The following is a 14,852-nucleotide window of genomic DNA, read 5'->3' as shown; positions in this document are numbered from 1 at the left end:
GCTGCCTCTTAGTTCTCGTTCTTTTTGCACATCGGGAAGCCCAGCGCTTCACGGGAAGCGTAGTAGGCCTCGGCAACGGCTTTGGTCAGCGTGCGGATGCGCAGAATATAGCGCTGACGCTCGGTCACCGAGATCGCCTTGCGCGCATCCAACAGGTTGAAGGTGTGGCCGGCCTTCAGAATACGTTCGTAAGCCGGCAACGGCAGCGGTTTTTCCAACGCCAGCAGCGACTGCGCTTCTTTCTCGTACTGCTCGAAGCAGGAGAACAGGAAGTCGACGTCGGCATACTCGAAGTTGTAAGTGGACTGCTCCACTTCGTTCTGGTGGAACACATCACCGTAGGTGGTCACGCCCAGCGGGCCGTCGCTCCAGACCAGATCGTAGACGCTGTCCACGCCCTGGATGTACATCGCCAGGCGCTCCAGACCGTAAGTGATCTCGCCGGTAACCGGTTTGCACTCCAGGCCGCCGACCTGCTGGAAGTAAGTGAACTGCGTCACTTCCATGCCGTTCAGCCAAACTTCCCAGCCCAAGCCCCAGGCGCCGAGCGTCGGGTTTTCCCAGTTGTCTTCTACGAAGCGGATATCGTGGATGGTCGGATCCAGACCCAGTTCTTTCAACGAGCCGAGGTACAGTTCCTGAATGTTGTCCGGTGACGGTTTAATGATCACCTGGAACTGATAGTAGTGTTGCAGGCGGTTAGGGTTTTCACCGTAACGGCCGTCGGTCGGGCGACGGGACGGCTGCACATAGGCGGCGGCAATCGGCTCTGGGCCAAGTGCGCGCAGGCACGTCATCGGGTGAGAGGTTCCCGCGCCGACTTCCATGTCCAATGGTTGAACAATGGTGCAGCCCTGGCGCGCCCAATAGTCCTGCAGTGTCAGGATCAGGCCCTGAAAGGTCTTGGTATCAAACTTTTGCATGTTGAATTCGCACGCGATACAAGTGGATTTATATGGAATGGGCCAGTATACCCGTTGACCGTAAGATATACAGCCAGAATCCGGCAACAAGTGCGAATCGGCGAAGATGCGTCGCCTTTTCATGCACCATCACAGGGCAAATGCCCATGCAGGATGCCCGTTCAACGTACCCGCACCGCCGCCATACCCCGTCCCGCAACGGACACCGAGACTGGCACCAACCTTGCAGCGTCCTGATATCAAACGTTTCAGGAGGTTCGCTGATGACCAACGCCTTAACCGACAGCCGCTATCGCTACCGTATTTTCGCCATGGTGTTTTTTATAGCGCTGATCAACTACGTCGATCGCGGCGCGTTATCCTTCGCCGCCAACGATATCTCGCATGAATTCAACTTCAACAAGGCGCAACTGGGCGCCGTGCTGGGCTACTTCGGCTTCGGTTATTTGTTCGGTTCGCTGTGCGGCGGCTTTCTGGCCGACCGCATCGGCACCAAAAAAGTCTGGCTGATGGCCGGTGCGCTGTGGTCGCTGCTGGAGATCGCCACCGCCTGGGCCGGCGAGCTGGGGGTGGCGCTGTTCGGTGGCTCGGCGATCATGGGCTTCGCCGCGCTGCGGATCATGTTCGGCTTTGCCGAAGGCCCGGCCTACGCGCTGATGAACAAAACCATCGCCAACTGGGCACCGCGCAAGGAACGGGGATTTTCATTGGGCATCGGCCTGTTGAGTACCCAGGTGGGCTCACTGCTCACCGCACCGTTGGCGGTAGGGCTGCTGCTGTTGACCGATGACTGGCGCAGCATGTTTATCCTGCTGGGCCTGTTCTCGCTGATCGCCATTTTGCTGCTCGCCCGCGTCTTTACCGATACGCCGCAGGAGCATCCTCTGGTTAACGCCAGCGAACTGGCGACCATCGGCGCCGATCAAGAACCGGACAGCCGACAACTGCACCTGCCGTGGTGGGCATTTTTCACTAACCGCACGCTGGTGTTTAACGCCCTGGGTTACTTCTCTTTCCTCTACGTCACCTTTGTGCTGGTCACCTGGGGGCCGAAATACCTGCAGGACACCTTTAATTACGATCTGCACTCGCTGTGGTATGTAGCGATGATCCCCTGGAGCGGTGCCTGCTTTACCGTGCTGCTCGGCGGCCGTATCGCCGATGCGCTGCTGAGGCGTTTTGACAACCTGCGGCTGGCGCGCAACCTGTTTGCGGCGGTGACGCTGCTGCTGACCGCCACCTGCTTCCTGCTGATCCCGTTTATGAGCACGGCGACCGAAATCATTCTGTTGATGACGTTGGGCAATGCGCTGAATGCGCTGGTGAATAACGTGTATTGGTCGGTGGTGATCGACGTCACGCCGAAGGCGTCGGTGGGCGCTTACAGCGGCATGACGCTGGCGATCGCCAATATTGCGTCGATCACCGCGCCGATGCTGAGCGGTTGGTTGGCACAGCACCACGGCTATGGTGCCATGTTCTTCGCCACCGCCGCGGTATCGTTCTGCAGCATGCTGTGCATGACCCTGCTGCAACCGGAAAGGAAGATGCAGGGAATCAGCACAGGCACCGAATCTACGCCCCTAAGCGTCAAAACCGTGCGCTGACGCCGACGTTATACATAAACTGCTCGCCGCTGCTCAGGCCGCCGGTTTGCGAAACGGTGGCGAACGCCGCCACCTGGTCAGTCAGCGGCATGTTCGCCCCCAGCGTCACATCCACCCAGTTTTTATCCTGGCTGGCGCTGTCGCGGGTGAACGAGGTCTGCGTGGACTTCAGCCCACCGCCGGCCCGATAGACATCGTCGCCAAACTGATGCTGATAGCTCACCTCGGCATACGGATTAAACAGGCCAAATTGGGTGTCCAGCCGCCAGCCCAATGCGCCGATCTGCGAATGGTAGGTCTGGTCGTTAAAACGCATTGAGGTACTGCTGTTGCCATCCTCGCTGTAACCGGAGACGTTGCTGTAATCCCAGGCAAACTGCGCCATCGGGCCGGTCGTCAGATAAGCGGTGATCGGGAAGTCATAACCGGCGGTGAGGCGTGCGCCCCACTGCTTGCCGGAGGTCGAGCCGGTTTCGGTGCGGGTTAGCGGCCCTAGCTGCATGCTGCGGCGAATATCGTCGTAATCCATGGTCGCGTAGTGCAGATCGGCATTCACCCAGCCGTGCTCAAACAGATCAAGGGCGGTAAAGGCCGACAGCAACAGGCCGCGCGCCTTGTATTCATAGCGGCTGGACGGCTGTTGATCGTCATTGGAACCGGATATCAGCGCGCCAATCAGCCAGCCTTCGGTCAACTGATAATCTACCCCAACCGTCATATTATGGGTGGTGGCGTTGCCGTCGCCCGCCGCCTTATTGGCTGAGTAATCATAATGCTGCCCGGCATAGCCGCCGAAGACGCCCAGCGCACCCTGCGGGTTGTCGCCATTGCGCAGTTGCTGGAAACGGCTGTCGAGCGTCGCGCGGCTGTCACGCGCCATCGCCGCCGTCGCCTGATTCAGCGCCACCACCTGCGCCGGGCCATCCAGCACCGCCTGAATGTAATCGGCAATCAACAGATGCGCCTGCGGGCTGGGGTGAAAATGATCGGAGAACAGATAGGACTGGCTGGCGTCGAAGCCTGGCGCGGCGGAACTGCACACCGCCGACGACACTCCAGCCGGACAAGCCATGCCGGCGGTATTGGCGAAGCCAAACTGCGCCGGATTGGCTATCGCCTCGGCGAACAGCGTGTTCACATCGACGCGAACAACATTGCCACCGCCCTGCGCCAGCAGGCGATCCTCACTCTGGTTATAAAAATCGGTCAGTTGCGCGGCCTGAGCGCTCAGGCTGTCAAAGGCGGCAATCAGCTGTGCGGCGATCGCCTGCTGCACCTGCGGGATTGCGCTGGCCTGTGCGGCGGCGGAAGTCAGCGCCTGATGGATAGCCTGGGTGCGCGAAGCATTATCCGGCGTAGTCAGCGAATTGAGAGTGGCATAGGCCGCCTGGACTGCGGCACCCTGCACCGGCGTCAGCGCCTGCTGGATAATCAGCTCCATCAGCTGCGGCGTTGAACCAATATTCGGTACCGTCGGTACGATCACCGTACCGGCGCCGGCATTCAACAGCGAACGAACCTGCACTGCGGCGGCGGCTGCGCTGTTATAGGCCACGCCCGACGCGGTTGTCGGGTTTAACGCCGCCGCCGCCAGATCGTTGCCGCCAATCCAGTGAATATACAGACCGTCGCCATCGGCCCGGCCATTGGCCCTGACAAGGTAGCTCTGCACCTGATCCTGAGTATTGTCCGCCGGGTTAAGCGCCGGCACCGCCACACCGCCGCCGCCGGCATAGTTGTAGCCACCGTCGTCCGACGCCACCAATGCTGCGCCGATGCGTTGCGCCAGCACTTCGTCATACAACAGGTGTTTATTGCCGTCGTAGGTAAAGCGGCCATTGTTGCCGGTATCGCTCAGGCTATCGCCAAATACGTAAACCTGGTCATAGGCCAGCGCCGGGGTAGTCATACTGCATAATATCGCCACTGCAAGCACCGCCGGGCGGTGCATGCGAGTTATTTTTAGAGGCATGAAGAGACTCCTGAGAGCCAGCAAATGAAGGAAACCCGTTTTTTATCATTGGCCTTTTTTTGCCTGCGGCCATCTAGTAAATATTGCTGGCTTTTCCGTCACGTCAAGCCAGTTGATGATAAAACAATCAGGGGCTTGCCAAGCTTGCCGCTTCAGGCGATGATTACTGTAAATAAACACAGCTTAAGGACAGGCAGTATGGCCAGCGAACGTTGCGGTTGGGTGACGGCAGATCCGTTATATCTCGACTATCACGATAAAGAATGGGGCGCACCGACCACCGATGCGCGCGAACTGTTTGAAATGCTGTGCCTGGAAGGCCAGCAAGCCGGGCTTTCCTGGATCACTGTGCTGAAAAAGCGTGAAAATTACCGTCGCGCCTTCCACAATTTCGATCCGCAACGGGTGGCGGCCATGACCGAGCAGGACGTGGAAACGCTGCTGCAAGACAGCGGCATCATCCGCCATCGCGGCAAAATCGAAGCCATCATCACCAACGCCAGAGCTTATTTGGCCATGGAAGCGGCCGGCGAAGATTTTTCCGCCTTTATCTGGGGCTTTGTCGGTGGCGAGCCACAGCTCAACAGCTGGCAAGCGCTGAGCCAGGTGCCGGCGAAAACCGAGCTGTCCGATGCCTTGTCCAAAGCGTTGAAAAAACGCGGCTTCAAATTTATCGGCTCCACCATCTGTTACGCCTTTATGCAGGCCTGCGGGTTGGTGAACGATCATCTGACCGGGTGTATTTGCTACCCAAAGCAGAAATGATCCGCCCCTGCCGCCCGACCGATATGCCGCGGCTGATGGCCCTGTGGTTACCCAGCACCATCGCCGCCCACCCGTTCGTGGTGGAAAGCTATTGGCGGGAAAGCGCGGTGCTGGTGCGGGATAGTTATCTGCCGCGGGCGCAAAGCTGGGTGTATTGCCACGCAGGGGAGATCGTCGGGTTTATCAGCGTGCTGGATGACCGTTTTATCGGGGCGCTGTTTGTCGAACAGGCCTTTCACGGCCACGGCGTCGGCCAGGCGCTGATGACGCACGTACAGCAGCGCTATCCCCAACTGAGTCTGGAGGTATACGAGCAAAATCTGCGTGCCTGCGCGTTCTACCGCAAGCAGGGTTTTCAGATATCCCAACGGCTGTTCAATGAAGAAACCCAGGCTTATACGCTGATCATGAACTGGCCGCCGGCCGTCTGAATTCTGTCGATTTCGCTTAAAAATAACGCATCCCGCACCGGGGTGCGGTCAATTCAGAATCCGCTGCATGGTATTCCTCTGATTTTTCCCTGATAACAGGCTCAGCTTCTATCCGCTTGTTAAGGAAAAAACATGAAACGCATTGCGATTATTGCCGGCGCGGTGAGCGTTGCGCTCACGCTGTCAGCCTGTACCACCAACCCGTACACCGGGGAATCTGAAGCCGGTAAATCCGGTATTGGCGCCGGCCTTGGTGCGGCGCTGGGTGCCGGCGTGGGCATGATCTCCTCGTCGAAAAAAGACCGCGGCAAAGGTGCGCTGATCGGCGCAGCAGCCGGCGCTGCGCTGGGCGGCGGCGCGGGGTATTACATGGACGTGCAGGAAGCCAAGCTGCGCGACAAAATGAAAGGCACCGGCGTCAGCGTCACCCGCCAGGGCGACAATATCGTGCTGAATATGCCGAACAATGTCACCTTCGACAGCAGCAGCGCTACCCTGAAACCGGCGGGTGCCAACACCCTGACCGGCGTTGCCATGGTGCTGAAGGAATACCCAAAAACGGCGGTTAACGTGATCGGCTACACCGACAGCTCCGGTTCCCGCTCCCTGAACATGACCCTGTCGCAGCAGCGCGCCGACGGCGTAGGTAGCGCATTGATCACCCAGGGCGTGGCGGCAAACCGCATCCGCACCTCAGGCGCAGGCCCGGATAATCCGATCGCCTCCAACAGCACGGCGGAAGGCAAGGCGCAAAACCGCCGCGTCGAGATCACCCTCAGTCCGCTGCAGTAATCCCGTGCGGGGCGCCAAGCCCCGCCGCTTCTCGCTTTCCGCCCATCCCTTAGTCACACACAACCTGCCATTCAGCATTCCCGGCTCCGCGCCGGGTGTGGTAGTCTCCTTGGCAATTAACCGCAGGGGAGATCGGCAGTGAGCACTGTTAAGGCAATGCGCGCCTCGGGGCGCGCCACCATCAGCGATGTGGCGAAAACCGCCAAAACCGGCAAGACCAGCGTATCGCGCTATCTGAATGGTGAGCAGCACCTGCTTTCTGACGATCTCAAACAGCGCATCGAACAGGCAATCCACCAGCTCGACTACCGGCCGAGCCAGATGGCCCGCAGCCTGAAGGGCGGGCAAACGCGCCTGATTGGTCTGATCATCGCCGATATCACCAACCCCTACTCGGTGGACGTCATGCGCGGTATCGAAGCCGCCTGCCGTCAACACGGCTTTACCCTGCTGGTGTGTAACACCAATAACGAGGTCAATCAGGAGCAACACTACCTGCAGCTGCTCAGCAGCTACCGGGTGGAGGGCATCGTGGTCAACGCCGTCGGCATGCGTGAAGAAGCGTTGTCGACGCTGCAACAATCCATGCTGCCGATGGTCCTGATCGACCGAAAAATCCCTGATTTCGCCTGCGACGTGGTCGGCCTGAACAACCATGAGGCGGCGACCACCGCCACCGAACATCTGTTGCAGCAGGGATTCGAAGCCATCCTGTTTCTCAGCGAACCCATCGGCACGGTCAATACCCGGCTGGAGCGGCTGCACGCCTTTAACCAAACCATGGCGCAACATGACGGGCTGCTGGCCGAACAGGCCGAGACGCCGCTTAACGACCTGAAGCAGTTGGAAAGCGTGCTCAGCGGCTTTAATGCCCGCCACCGCGGTATGCGCAAGGCGGTGATGTCCGCCAACGGCGCGCTGACGTTGCAGGTAGCGCGCGCCATGCGCCGGTTGGGCATTCAATGGGGCAGCGATATCGGCCTGCTCGGCTTTGACGAGCTGGAATGGGCCGAACTGGCGGGAGTAGGCATCACCACCTTGAAGCAGCCGACCTATCAAATGGGCCACGCGGCGCTGGAACAACTGGTGCAACGTATTCAGGGCCTGGATGCGCCTATCGGCGAACAGATGTTCTCCGGTGAACTGATCGTGCGCGGCTCCACCACCCGCTAACCTCCTCTTTCCCCAGCAGTGGCGCGGTTTACGGCGCCTCTCCGCCTCCTCCGAAAGACTATTTTTTGCTCATGTTCGTGATTGCGATCATATTTTTACATTCTGTCGCTTTCACCTGGAACCGGTTCCATTTAACGTACCCTTAACAGCAGCGGTGGGAATAACGCCACCTCAGGAGCCAAAATGAAAAGAGAAATTATCGTAGTGACCGGCGCATACGGCACCGATGTGGTTCAGCAACAGGGTGGGCAAGCCGCTTTACTGCCGATCATTGCCGGGGCGGGCGCTGATGGCGTGGAGATCCGCCGCGAGCTGTTTTCCGCTCAGGAGCTGGAAAGCCTGCCGGCGCTGGCTCAGGCGATTGAACAGCAGCAGCTTTTTGCCGTTTATTCCGCTCCTGAAGCGCTGTTTACCCCACAGCATACGCTGAACCCAAACCTGCCGGCGCTGCTGGCCGAAGCCCAGGTGCTGCATGCACGTCAGTTGAAGCTCTCCCTTGGGCATTACCAACCGGGCTTCGATTTTACCGAACTGAAAGTGGCGCTGGAGCAGCACCCGGTCAACCTGGTGGTGGAAAATGACCAGACCCCTGACTGCGGCATTCTGTCGCTGCTGAATGCCTTTTTCCATGCGGCGGAAGACAACCACCTGCCGGTCAGCATGACGTTCGATATGGCCAACTGGCACTGGGTGGAGCAAGACGCCTTCGCCGCCGCAGAACGCCTGGCGAACCACGTCAGCTATGTTCACGTTAAAGCCGCCACCCACGGCCCGCGCGGCTGGCGCGCAGTGGCGCTGGACGACACCGACGGCAGCTGGCGCGATCTGCTGGCCCGTCTGCCGCTGGACGCGCCGCGCGGCATCGAATTCCCTCTGCAGGGTGACAGCCTGGAAGCCGTTACCCGCCACTACGTTAACCTTCTGCGTGCGGAGTAAACATCATGACAACGCTGACAGCGGCGCGTAATGCGCCATTGGACGTAGTTACGCTGGGTGAGGCCATGGCGATGTTCGTGGCCACGCAAACCGGCGATCTGGCTGAAGTCGAGACCTTCACCAAACGCATTGCCGGTGCCGAACTGAACGTGGCGATTGGCCTTGCGCGCCTGGGCCTGAACGTGGGCTGGGTCAGCCGGGTCGGCAACGACGCTTTCGGCCGTTTCGCCGTGCAACAGCTGAAAAAAGAAGGCATTAACTTCCAGCAAGTCACAGTAGACGGCAACTATCCGACCGGTTTTCAGATCAAATCGAAAACCACCGATGGTACCGATCCCAGCGTGGAATATTTTCGCAAAGGCTCAGCGGCCAGCCACCTGTCGACCGCCGACTTTAACCGCGACTACTTCGGCTCCGCACGTCATCTGCACCTGAGCGGCGTGGCTGCGGCCCTGTCCGGCAAATCGCTGGAGCTGTGCAACCATGCCGCCCGTGAAATGCGCGCCATGGGCAAGACCATTTCATTCGATCCCAACCTGCGCCCGGTGCTGTGGTCCAGCCAACAGGTGATGATCGACCAGTTGAACAAGCTGGCGTTCGCTGCCGACTGGGTACTGCCGGGGCTCAAAGAGGGGCAAATCCTTACCGGCCAATCCACGCCGGAAGGCATCGCCGACTTCTACCTGGAACGCGGCGTGCAAGCGGTGATCATCAAAACCGGCCCGGACGGCGCCTGGTTTAAAACCGCCGCCGGCGATCGGGCCACGGTGCCGGCGATCAAAGTCAGCAACGTAGTGGATACCGTAGGTGCGGGAGACGGCTTTGCCGTTGGGACGATCAGCGCCCTGCTGGAGGGCAAAACGCTGAAACAGGCGGTGCAACGCGGCAATAAAATCGGCTCGCTGGCGATCCAGGCTATCGGCGACAGCGAAGGGTTGCCAACCCGCGCGGCACTGGCTGAATAAAAATAACAAACATAAAACAGTTAACAGCCTTCTCCGAACGGCACACACCTCTGGCCCTACAACCAGACTCGCCGGGAGAGCACCACTCCGACACTGAGGAATCTGAACATGAATACAGTCACTCTCGCGGCCAAACGCTGGTGGTACATCATGCCCATCGTGTTTATCACCTACAGCCTGGCCTACCTCGACCGCGCTAACTTCAGCTTTGCTTCAGCCGCCGGCATCAACGACGATCTGGGCATAACCAAAGGCATGTCCTCGCTGCTGGGCGCGCTGTTTTTCCTTGGCTATTTCTTCTTCCAAATTCCCGGCGCGATCTATGCCGAACGCCGCAGCGTAAAAAAACTGATCTTCTGGTGCCTGATCCTGTGGGGTGGCTGCGCTTCGTTGACCGGCGTGGTCAGCAATATCCCGATGCTGGCCGCCATTCGCTTTATTCTCGGCGTGGTGGAAGCCGCCGTGATGCCGGCGATGCTGATTTACATCAGCAACTGGTTCACCAAATCAGAACGTTCACGCGCCAATACCTTCCTGATCCTCGGTAACCCGGTCACCGTGTTGTGGATGTCGGTGGTTTCCGGCTACCTGATCCACGCCTTCGGCTGGCGCGAGATGTTCATCATCGAAGGTATTCCGGCGGTACTCTGGGCCTTCTGCTGGTGGGTGCTGGCGAAAGACAAGCCGGCGCAGGCCAAATGGTTGAGCGAAGACGAAAAATCTGCACTGCAGAAGCAGCTTGACGAGGAGCAGAGAGGCATCAAGGCGGTGCGCAACTACGGTGAAGCCTTCCGTTCACGCAACGTCATCTTGCTGTGCGTACAGTATTTCGCCTGGAGCATCGGCGTATACGGCTTCGTGCTGTGGCTGCCGTCCATTCTGCGCAGCGGCATGCAAATGGGCATGGTGGAAGCCGGCTGGTTGTCGTCGGTGCCTTACCTGGCGGCGACTATCTCCATGATCCTGGTGTCCTGGGCCTCGGACAAAATGCAGAACCGCAAACTGTTCGTCTGGCCGCTGCTGCTGATCGGCGCGCTGGCGTTCTTCGGTTCCTATGCCGTCGGCACCAACCATTTCTGGGTTTCCTACGGTCTGCTGGTGATCGCCGGTGCGGCAATGTATGCCCCGTACGGACCCTTCTTCGCCATCATTCCGGAAATGCTGCCGAAAAACGTCGCCGGTGGCGCGATGGCGCTGATCAACAGCATGGGTGCGCTGGGCTCCTTCTTCGGCTCCTGGTTCGTCGGCTACCTGAACGGCGCGACCGGCAACCCGTCCGCTTCTTATATGTTTATGGCGATAGCGCTGGTCGTGGCGGTAGTCGTGACGCTGATCGTCAAACCCGCCCGCAACGAGGTTCATCCACAAGTAGCCTGATCTCGTTATACTTTATTTTCTGTTGAACATACCCCATGGATTTCAGGTTGTAGCCAACAACGCTACAGCCTGAAAGACAAAGGGTATTGCTGGAGTTCGTGATGAAGCCTTCTATCGTATTGTACAAAAGCATCCCCACCGACCTGCGTCAACGGCTGGAACAGCACTTCACCGTGCACGCCTTCGACGGCCTGTCGCCGGATAACCGCGACGAGCTGAAACAAGCACTCGCTCAGGCGGAAGGGATCATCGGTTCCGGCGGCAAGATTGATGAAGCTTTCTTGCAACAGGCGCCCAAGCTACGCGCCGCTTCGACCATTTCCGTCGGTTACGACAATTTCGACGTCGACGCGCTTAACGCCCATAACGTGGTACTGATGCATACCCCGACCGTGCTGACCGAAACCGTCGCCGATACCATCATGAGCCTGGTGCTGGCGACGGCGCGCCGCGTGGTGGAAGTGGCCGAGCGGGTAAAAGCCGGTGAATGGCAAGGCAGCATCGGGCCGGACTGGTTTGGCGTCGACGTGCACCATAAAACCCTCGGCATCCTCGGCATGGGCCGCATCGGCCTGGCGCTGGCGCAGCGTGCGCATTTCGGCTTCGGCATGCCGATACTGTACAACGCCCGCCGTACTCACGAAGAGGCCGAGACGCGTTTTAACGCCCGCCGCTGCGATCTGGATACCCTGTTGGCCGAGTCCGATTTCATCTGCATCACGCTGCCGCTGACCGAAGAAACCTTCCATATGATCAGCCGCGACCAACTGGCGAAGATGAAAAAGAGCGGTATTTTGATCAACGCCGGCCGTGGCCCGGTGGTGGATGAAGCAGCACTGATCGAAGCGTTGCAGAACGGGACGATCCACGCCGCCGGGCTGGACGTCTTCGAGAAAGAGCCGCTGCCGGTCTCTTCGCCGCTGCTGACGCTGCCGAACGTGGTGGCGCTGCCGCACATCGGCTCCGCCACTCATGAAACCCGCAATGCGATGGCCGAATGCGCGGTGGATAACCTGATTGCCGCCCTGACCGGTACGGTAAAAGAAAACTGCGTCAATCCGCAATTGCTGAAGAAGTAACTTGCCCGGATGCCAGCGGGTGACCCACTGGCATCCATGCAAAACTACCAATCGCCTTTCGGTGGGCGTCTCCGCATATGAAATATCCTAAGAATATGTATTTCATTGCTTTTAATTCTGTAGGGGATCAGATAAGGGAAGGTCTGCATCACGATTTCCCGGGTTCCCATCACTCTGCCGGCCCGGCCCAGGGCCGGATTCGTAACCAGTAAACTCACTAAACGAAAAACCTCCCTGGCAAATTCTGTCGCTACCTGCGGACTCTCCAGATAAAGCCAATCGTATTCATCGTCAAAATTGCTTGCGGCTTTCCTTAGCCATTTAATTTTCATCGTTATCACTCACTCCCATCCTCTTGAAGCGGGCTTCCATTTCATCATCAGCAGCAAAATCCCCCTTATCCGCCTCAGTGATGGCCTGTTGAATTTCCGCAATCTGCCAGGCTTCACGGTTGATGAAATCCCGGATAGCCTGCCCGGCCAGAAATGATTTTGTTCTGCCGGTCGCTTTGGCCAAAGCTTCTAGTTGCTCACTGAGATCTTCCGGGAGTCGAACGGACATCACGCTCATAGGTCACCTCACACTACAATGTATACATTGTAATATAGATTAAAAAAACACCGGATAACAGACTGGGTTCTCCCCCTTCTCTCTCCTCCCTGAAAATACGCCATCGGGATGAGGCTATTTTTTCTTCATTTGTCACACTGAGCATTACCCCAGAATAAAAACGCTTCCTGCCACGCGTAAGGAGAGCCATGAAACGCCTGACCCTACCCCTGCTGATGCTGCTGTCACCGGCCGCACTAGCAAGCTGGACGCTGCAAAGCTTCCCGACCTTTGACGAATCGACCGCCGGGCTGTTCACCAGCCACGCCACGCTGCCCAAGGGCGAACTGCCGCTGAAAATTTATCAGGATCGGCAATGCTGGCAGCCGACCGCGGCGGCCAGGCTGAATCAAACCCTGTCGCTGCAACCTTGCGGCGATGCCCCGCCGGTCAACTGGCGGCTGTTCCGCGACGGTGAATACCAGGTGCGCGTCGATACCCGCAGCGGTACGCCGACGCTACAACTCAGCCTGAAAACGGCCCCACAGGCTGCAGCAGCAGCGGTAACCCGCACCTGCCAGCGCTGGAACGGCCAGCCCGTCACCCTTGACGTAGCGACGACCTTCGCCGAAGGCGAAAGGGTACGCGATTTCTATTCCGGCCAAACGGCCAAGGTCAGCCTGGGCAAAGTGACCCTTCAACCTGCCGCAGGCAGCGGCGGCATGCTGCTGCTGGAATCCGCCGGCACGGAAAAACCGGCACCGTTCAACTGGCACAACGCCACGGTCTATTTCGCACTGACCGATCGCTTTGAAAACGGCAACCCGGCCAACGACCACAGCTACGGCCGCCGCAGCGACGGCATGCAAGAGATCGGCACCTTCCACGGCGGCGATCTCGCCGGGATGACGCAAAAACTGGATTACCTGCAACAGCTTGGCGTCAACGCACTGTGGATCAGCTCGCCGCTGGAACAGATCCACGGTTGGGTCGGCGGCGGCACCAAAGGCGATTTCCCGCACTACGCTTATCACGGCTACTACGCACTGGACTGGACCCGGCTCGACGCCAATATGGGTACCGAGCAAGACCTGCGTACACTGGTCGAACAGGCGCACCAGCGTGGCATCCGCATTCTGTTCGACGTGGTGGTTAACCATGTCGGCTACGCCACCTTGGCCGATATGCAGACCTTCCAATTCGGCTCGCTCTACCTGAAGGACGCAGAGATCGAAAAAACGCTGGGTAAAAGCTGGGGCGACTGGCGGCCTGGTCCAGGCCAAAACTGGCACAGCTTCAACGATTACATCAATTTCAGCGACAAAACAGGCTGGGCCCCGTGGTGGGGGAAAAACTGGATCCGCACCGATATCGGCGACTATGACTCGCCGGGTTATAACGACCTCACCATGTCACTGGCCTTCCTCCCGGACATCAAAACTGAAGCGCCCGGCGCCAGTGGCCTGCCGCTGTTCTATCGCCACAAACCCGACACCGCCGCACGCGACATTCCCGGTGCCACGACCCGCGACTACCTGACCACCTGGCTCAGCCAATGGGTGCGCGATTACGGCATTGATGGCTTCCGCGTCGATACCGCCAAGCACGTGGAGAAACCCACGCTGGCGCTGCTGAAACAGCGTGCCACGGCGGCGCTGGCGCAATGGAAAGCCGCCAATCCACACCAGGCGTTGGATGACGCCCCATTCTGGATGACCGGCGAAGCCTGGGGCCACGGCGTGATGAAAAGCGACTATTACCAGAATGGCTTTGACGCGATGATCAATTTCGATTTTCAGGATCAGGCTTCGCAGGCGCTGAGCTGTTTCTCCAGTATCGATGCCACTTACCAGCAAATGGCCGACAAGCTGCAGGATTTCAACGTACTGAGCTACCTCTCCTCGCACGATACCCGGCTGTTCTTCGCCAGCGACGCCAAAGGTTCGCTGCCATTGCAACAGCGTGCGGCAGATTTGCTGCTGCTGGCCCCTGGGGCGGTGCAAATTTACTACGGTGATGAAAGCGGTCGTCAGCTCGGCCCGACCGGGTCGGATCCGTTGCAGGGCACGCGTTCCGATATGAACTGGAGTGAACTGCAAGGCGCCAAAGCGCCACTGCTGGCGCATTGGCAGCGGCTTGGGCAGTTCCGCGCCCGCCATCCGGCGATCGGGGCCGGTGTGCAACAGTCACAGCAAACCGCAGGCTACTATGCCTTCAGCCGCCGGCTTGGCGACGACAAGGTGATGGTGGTGTGGGTTGGCGATCGGTCACATTAATTCAGTA

14 protein-coding genes are annotated in these 14,852 nt (G+C 58.9%); 10 read left to right on the top strand and 4 right to left on the bottom strand.

Annotation, left to right across the window (positions count from 1 at the left end; all coding sequences use genetic code 11):
- Positions 1-8: 8 nt before the first annotated feature.
- Positions 9-923, bottom strand: coding sequence for a glycine--tRNA ligase subunit alpha (gene glyQ, locus SERAS12_RS00135; protein ID WP_006321728.1), 915 nt, complete (start codon positions 921-923; stop codon positions 9-11).
- Positions 924-1,186: 263 nt separating this feature from the next.
- Here glyQ and SERAS12_RS00130 point away from each other — a divergent pair, with 263 nt between their 5' ends.
- Positions 1,187-2,530, top strand: coding sequence for an MFS transporter (locus SERAS12_RS00130; RefSeq protein WP_013810947.1), 1,344 nt, complete (start codon positions 1,187-1,189; stop codon positions 2,528-2,530).
- Here the strand turns inward: SERAS12_RS00130 and SERAS12_RS00125 are convergent.
- Positions 2,514-4,502: an autotransporter domain-containing esterase gene (locus SERAS12_RS00125; RefSeq protein WP_013810946.1), complete on the bottom strand. Its 1,989-nt coding sequence runs from the start codon at positions 4,500-4,502 to the stop codon at positions 2,514-2,516. The two genes, SERAS12_RS00130 and SERAS12_RS00125, sit on opposite strands and share 17 nt — an antisense overlap.
- Positions 4,503-4,700: 198 nt before the next feature.
- Between SERAS12_RS00125 and SERAS12_RS00120 the strand changes: the two genes are divergently transcribed.
- The 8 genes from SERAS12_RS00120 to ghrB all read left to right on the top strand — a co-directional run bounded on the left by SERAS12_RS00120 (position 4,701) and on the right by ghrB (position 12,020).
- Positions 4,701-5,267, top strand: a complete 567-nt coding sequence (locus SERAS12_RS00120) for a DNA-3-methyladenine glycosylase I (protein WP_013810945.1) — start codon at positions 4,701-4,703, stop codon at positions 5,265-5,267.
- Positions 5,264-5,698 carry an N-acetyltransferase gene (locus SERAS12_RS00115; RefSeq protein ID WP_013810944.1) on the top strand — a complete coding sequence of 145 codons (435 nt, stop codon included), beginning with the start codon at positions 5,264-5,266 and terminating at the stop codon, positions 5,696-5,698. Before SERAS12_RS00120 ends, SERAS12_RS00115 begins: the two co-directional genes overlap by 4 nt.
- Before the next feature lie 132 nt (positions 5,699-5,830).
- Entirely contained in the window at positions 5,831-6,490 is a 660-nt protein-coding gene (locus SERAS12_RS00110; RefSeq protein WP_013810943.1) for an OmpA family lipoprotein, read from the top strand.
- Between the two features lie 156 nt (positions 6,491-6,646).
- Positions 6,647-7,663, top strand: a complete 1,017-nt coding sequence (locus tag SERAS12_RS00105; protein WP_041415800.1) for a LacI family DNA-binding transcriptional regulator — start codon at positions 6,647-6,649, stop codon at positions 7,661-7,663.
- A 183-nt stretch (positions 7,664-7,846) separates the two neighbouring features.
- Positions 7,847-8,599, top strand: coding sequence for a sugar phosphate isomerase/epimerase (locus SERAS12_RS00100; RefSeq protein WP_013810941.1), 753 nt, complete (start codon positions 7,847-7,849; stop codon positions 8,597-8,599).
- A 5-nt stretch (positions 8,600-8,604) separates the two neighbouring features.
- Positions 8,605-9,564, top strand: a complete 960-nt coding sequence (locus tag SERAS12_RS00095; RefSeq protein ID WP_013810940.1) for a sugar kinase — start codon at positions 8,605-8,607, stop codon at positions 9,562-9,564.
- Between the two features lie 108 nt (positions 9,565-9,672).
- Positions 9,673-10,941: an MFS transporter gene (locus SERAS12_RS00090; protein WP_013810939.1), complete on the top strand. Its 1,269-nt coding sequence runs from the start codon at positions 9,673-9,675 to the stop codon at positions 10,939-10,941.
- A 101-nt stretch (positions 10,942-11,042) separates the two neighbouring features.
- Entirely contained in the window at positions 11,043-12,020 is a 978-nt protein-coding gene (ghrB, locus tag SERAS12_RS00085; RefSeq protein ID WP_013810938.1) for a glyoxylate/hydroxypyruvate reductase GhrB, read from the top strand.
- A gap of 44 nt (positions 12,021-12,064) precedes the next feature.
- Here the strand turns inward: ghrB and SERAS12_RS00080 are convergent, their stop codons facing one another.
- Both SERAS12_RS00080 and SERAS12_RS00075 read right to left on the bottom strand, forming a co-directional pair.
- Positions 12,065-12,352: a type II toxin-antitoxin system RelE/ParE family toxin gene (locus SERAS12_RS00080; RefSeq protein WP_013810937.1), complete on the bottom strand. Its 288-nt coding sequence runs from the start codon at positions 12,350-12,352 to the stop codon at positions 12,065-12,067.
- The gene (locus SERAS12_RS00075) at positions 12,342-12,590 is read right to left on the bottom strand and encodes a CopG family ribbon-helix-helix protein (protein ID WP_013810936.1); all 249 of its coding nucleotides are present in this window, start codon (positions 12,588-12,590) and stop codon (positions 12,342-12,344) included. Before SERAS12_RS00075 ends, SERAS12_RS00080 begins: the two co-directional genes overlap by 11 nt.
- A gap of 188 nt (positions 12,591-12,778) precedes the next feature.
- Between SERAS12_RS00075 and SERAS12_RS00070 the strand changes: the two genes are divergently transcribed.
- Complete coding sequence (locus tag SERAS12_RS00070) at positions 12,779-14,845, top strand: alpha-amylase (protein WP_013810935.1); 2,067 nt, start codon at positions 12,779-12,781, stop codon at positions 14,843-14,845.
- Positions 14,846-14,852: the final 7 nt, after the last annotated feature.

The organism is Serratia sp. AS12 (assembly GCF_000214195.1).
GTDB lineage: Bacteria > Pseudomonadota > Gammaproteobacteria > Enterobacterales > Enterobacteriaceae > Serratia > Serratia plymuthica.
The sequence above is the reverse complement of the archived record's forward strand: the minus strand, read 5'-3'. Positions and strand labels throughout refer to the sequence as shown.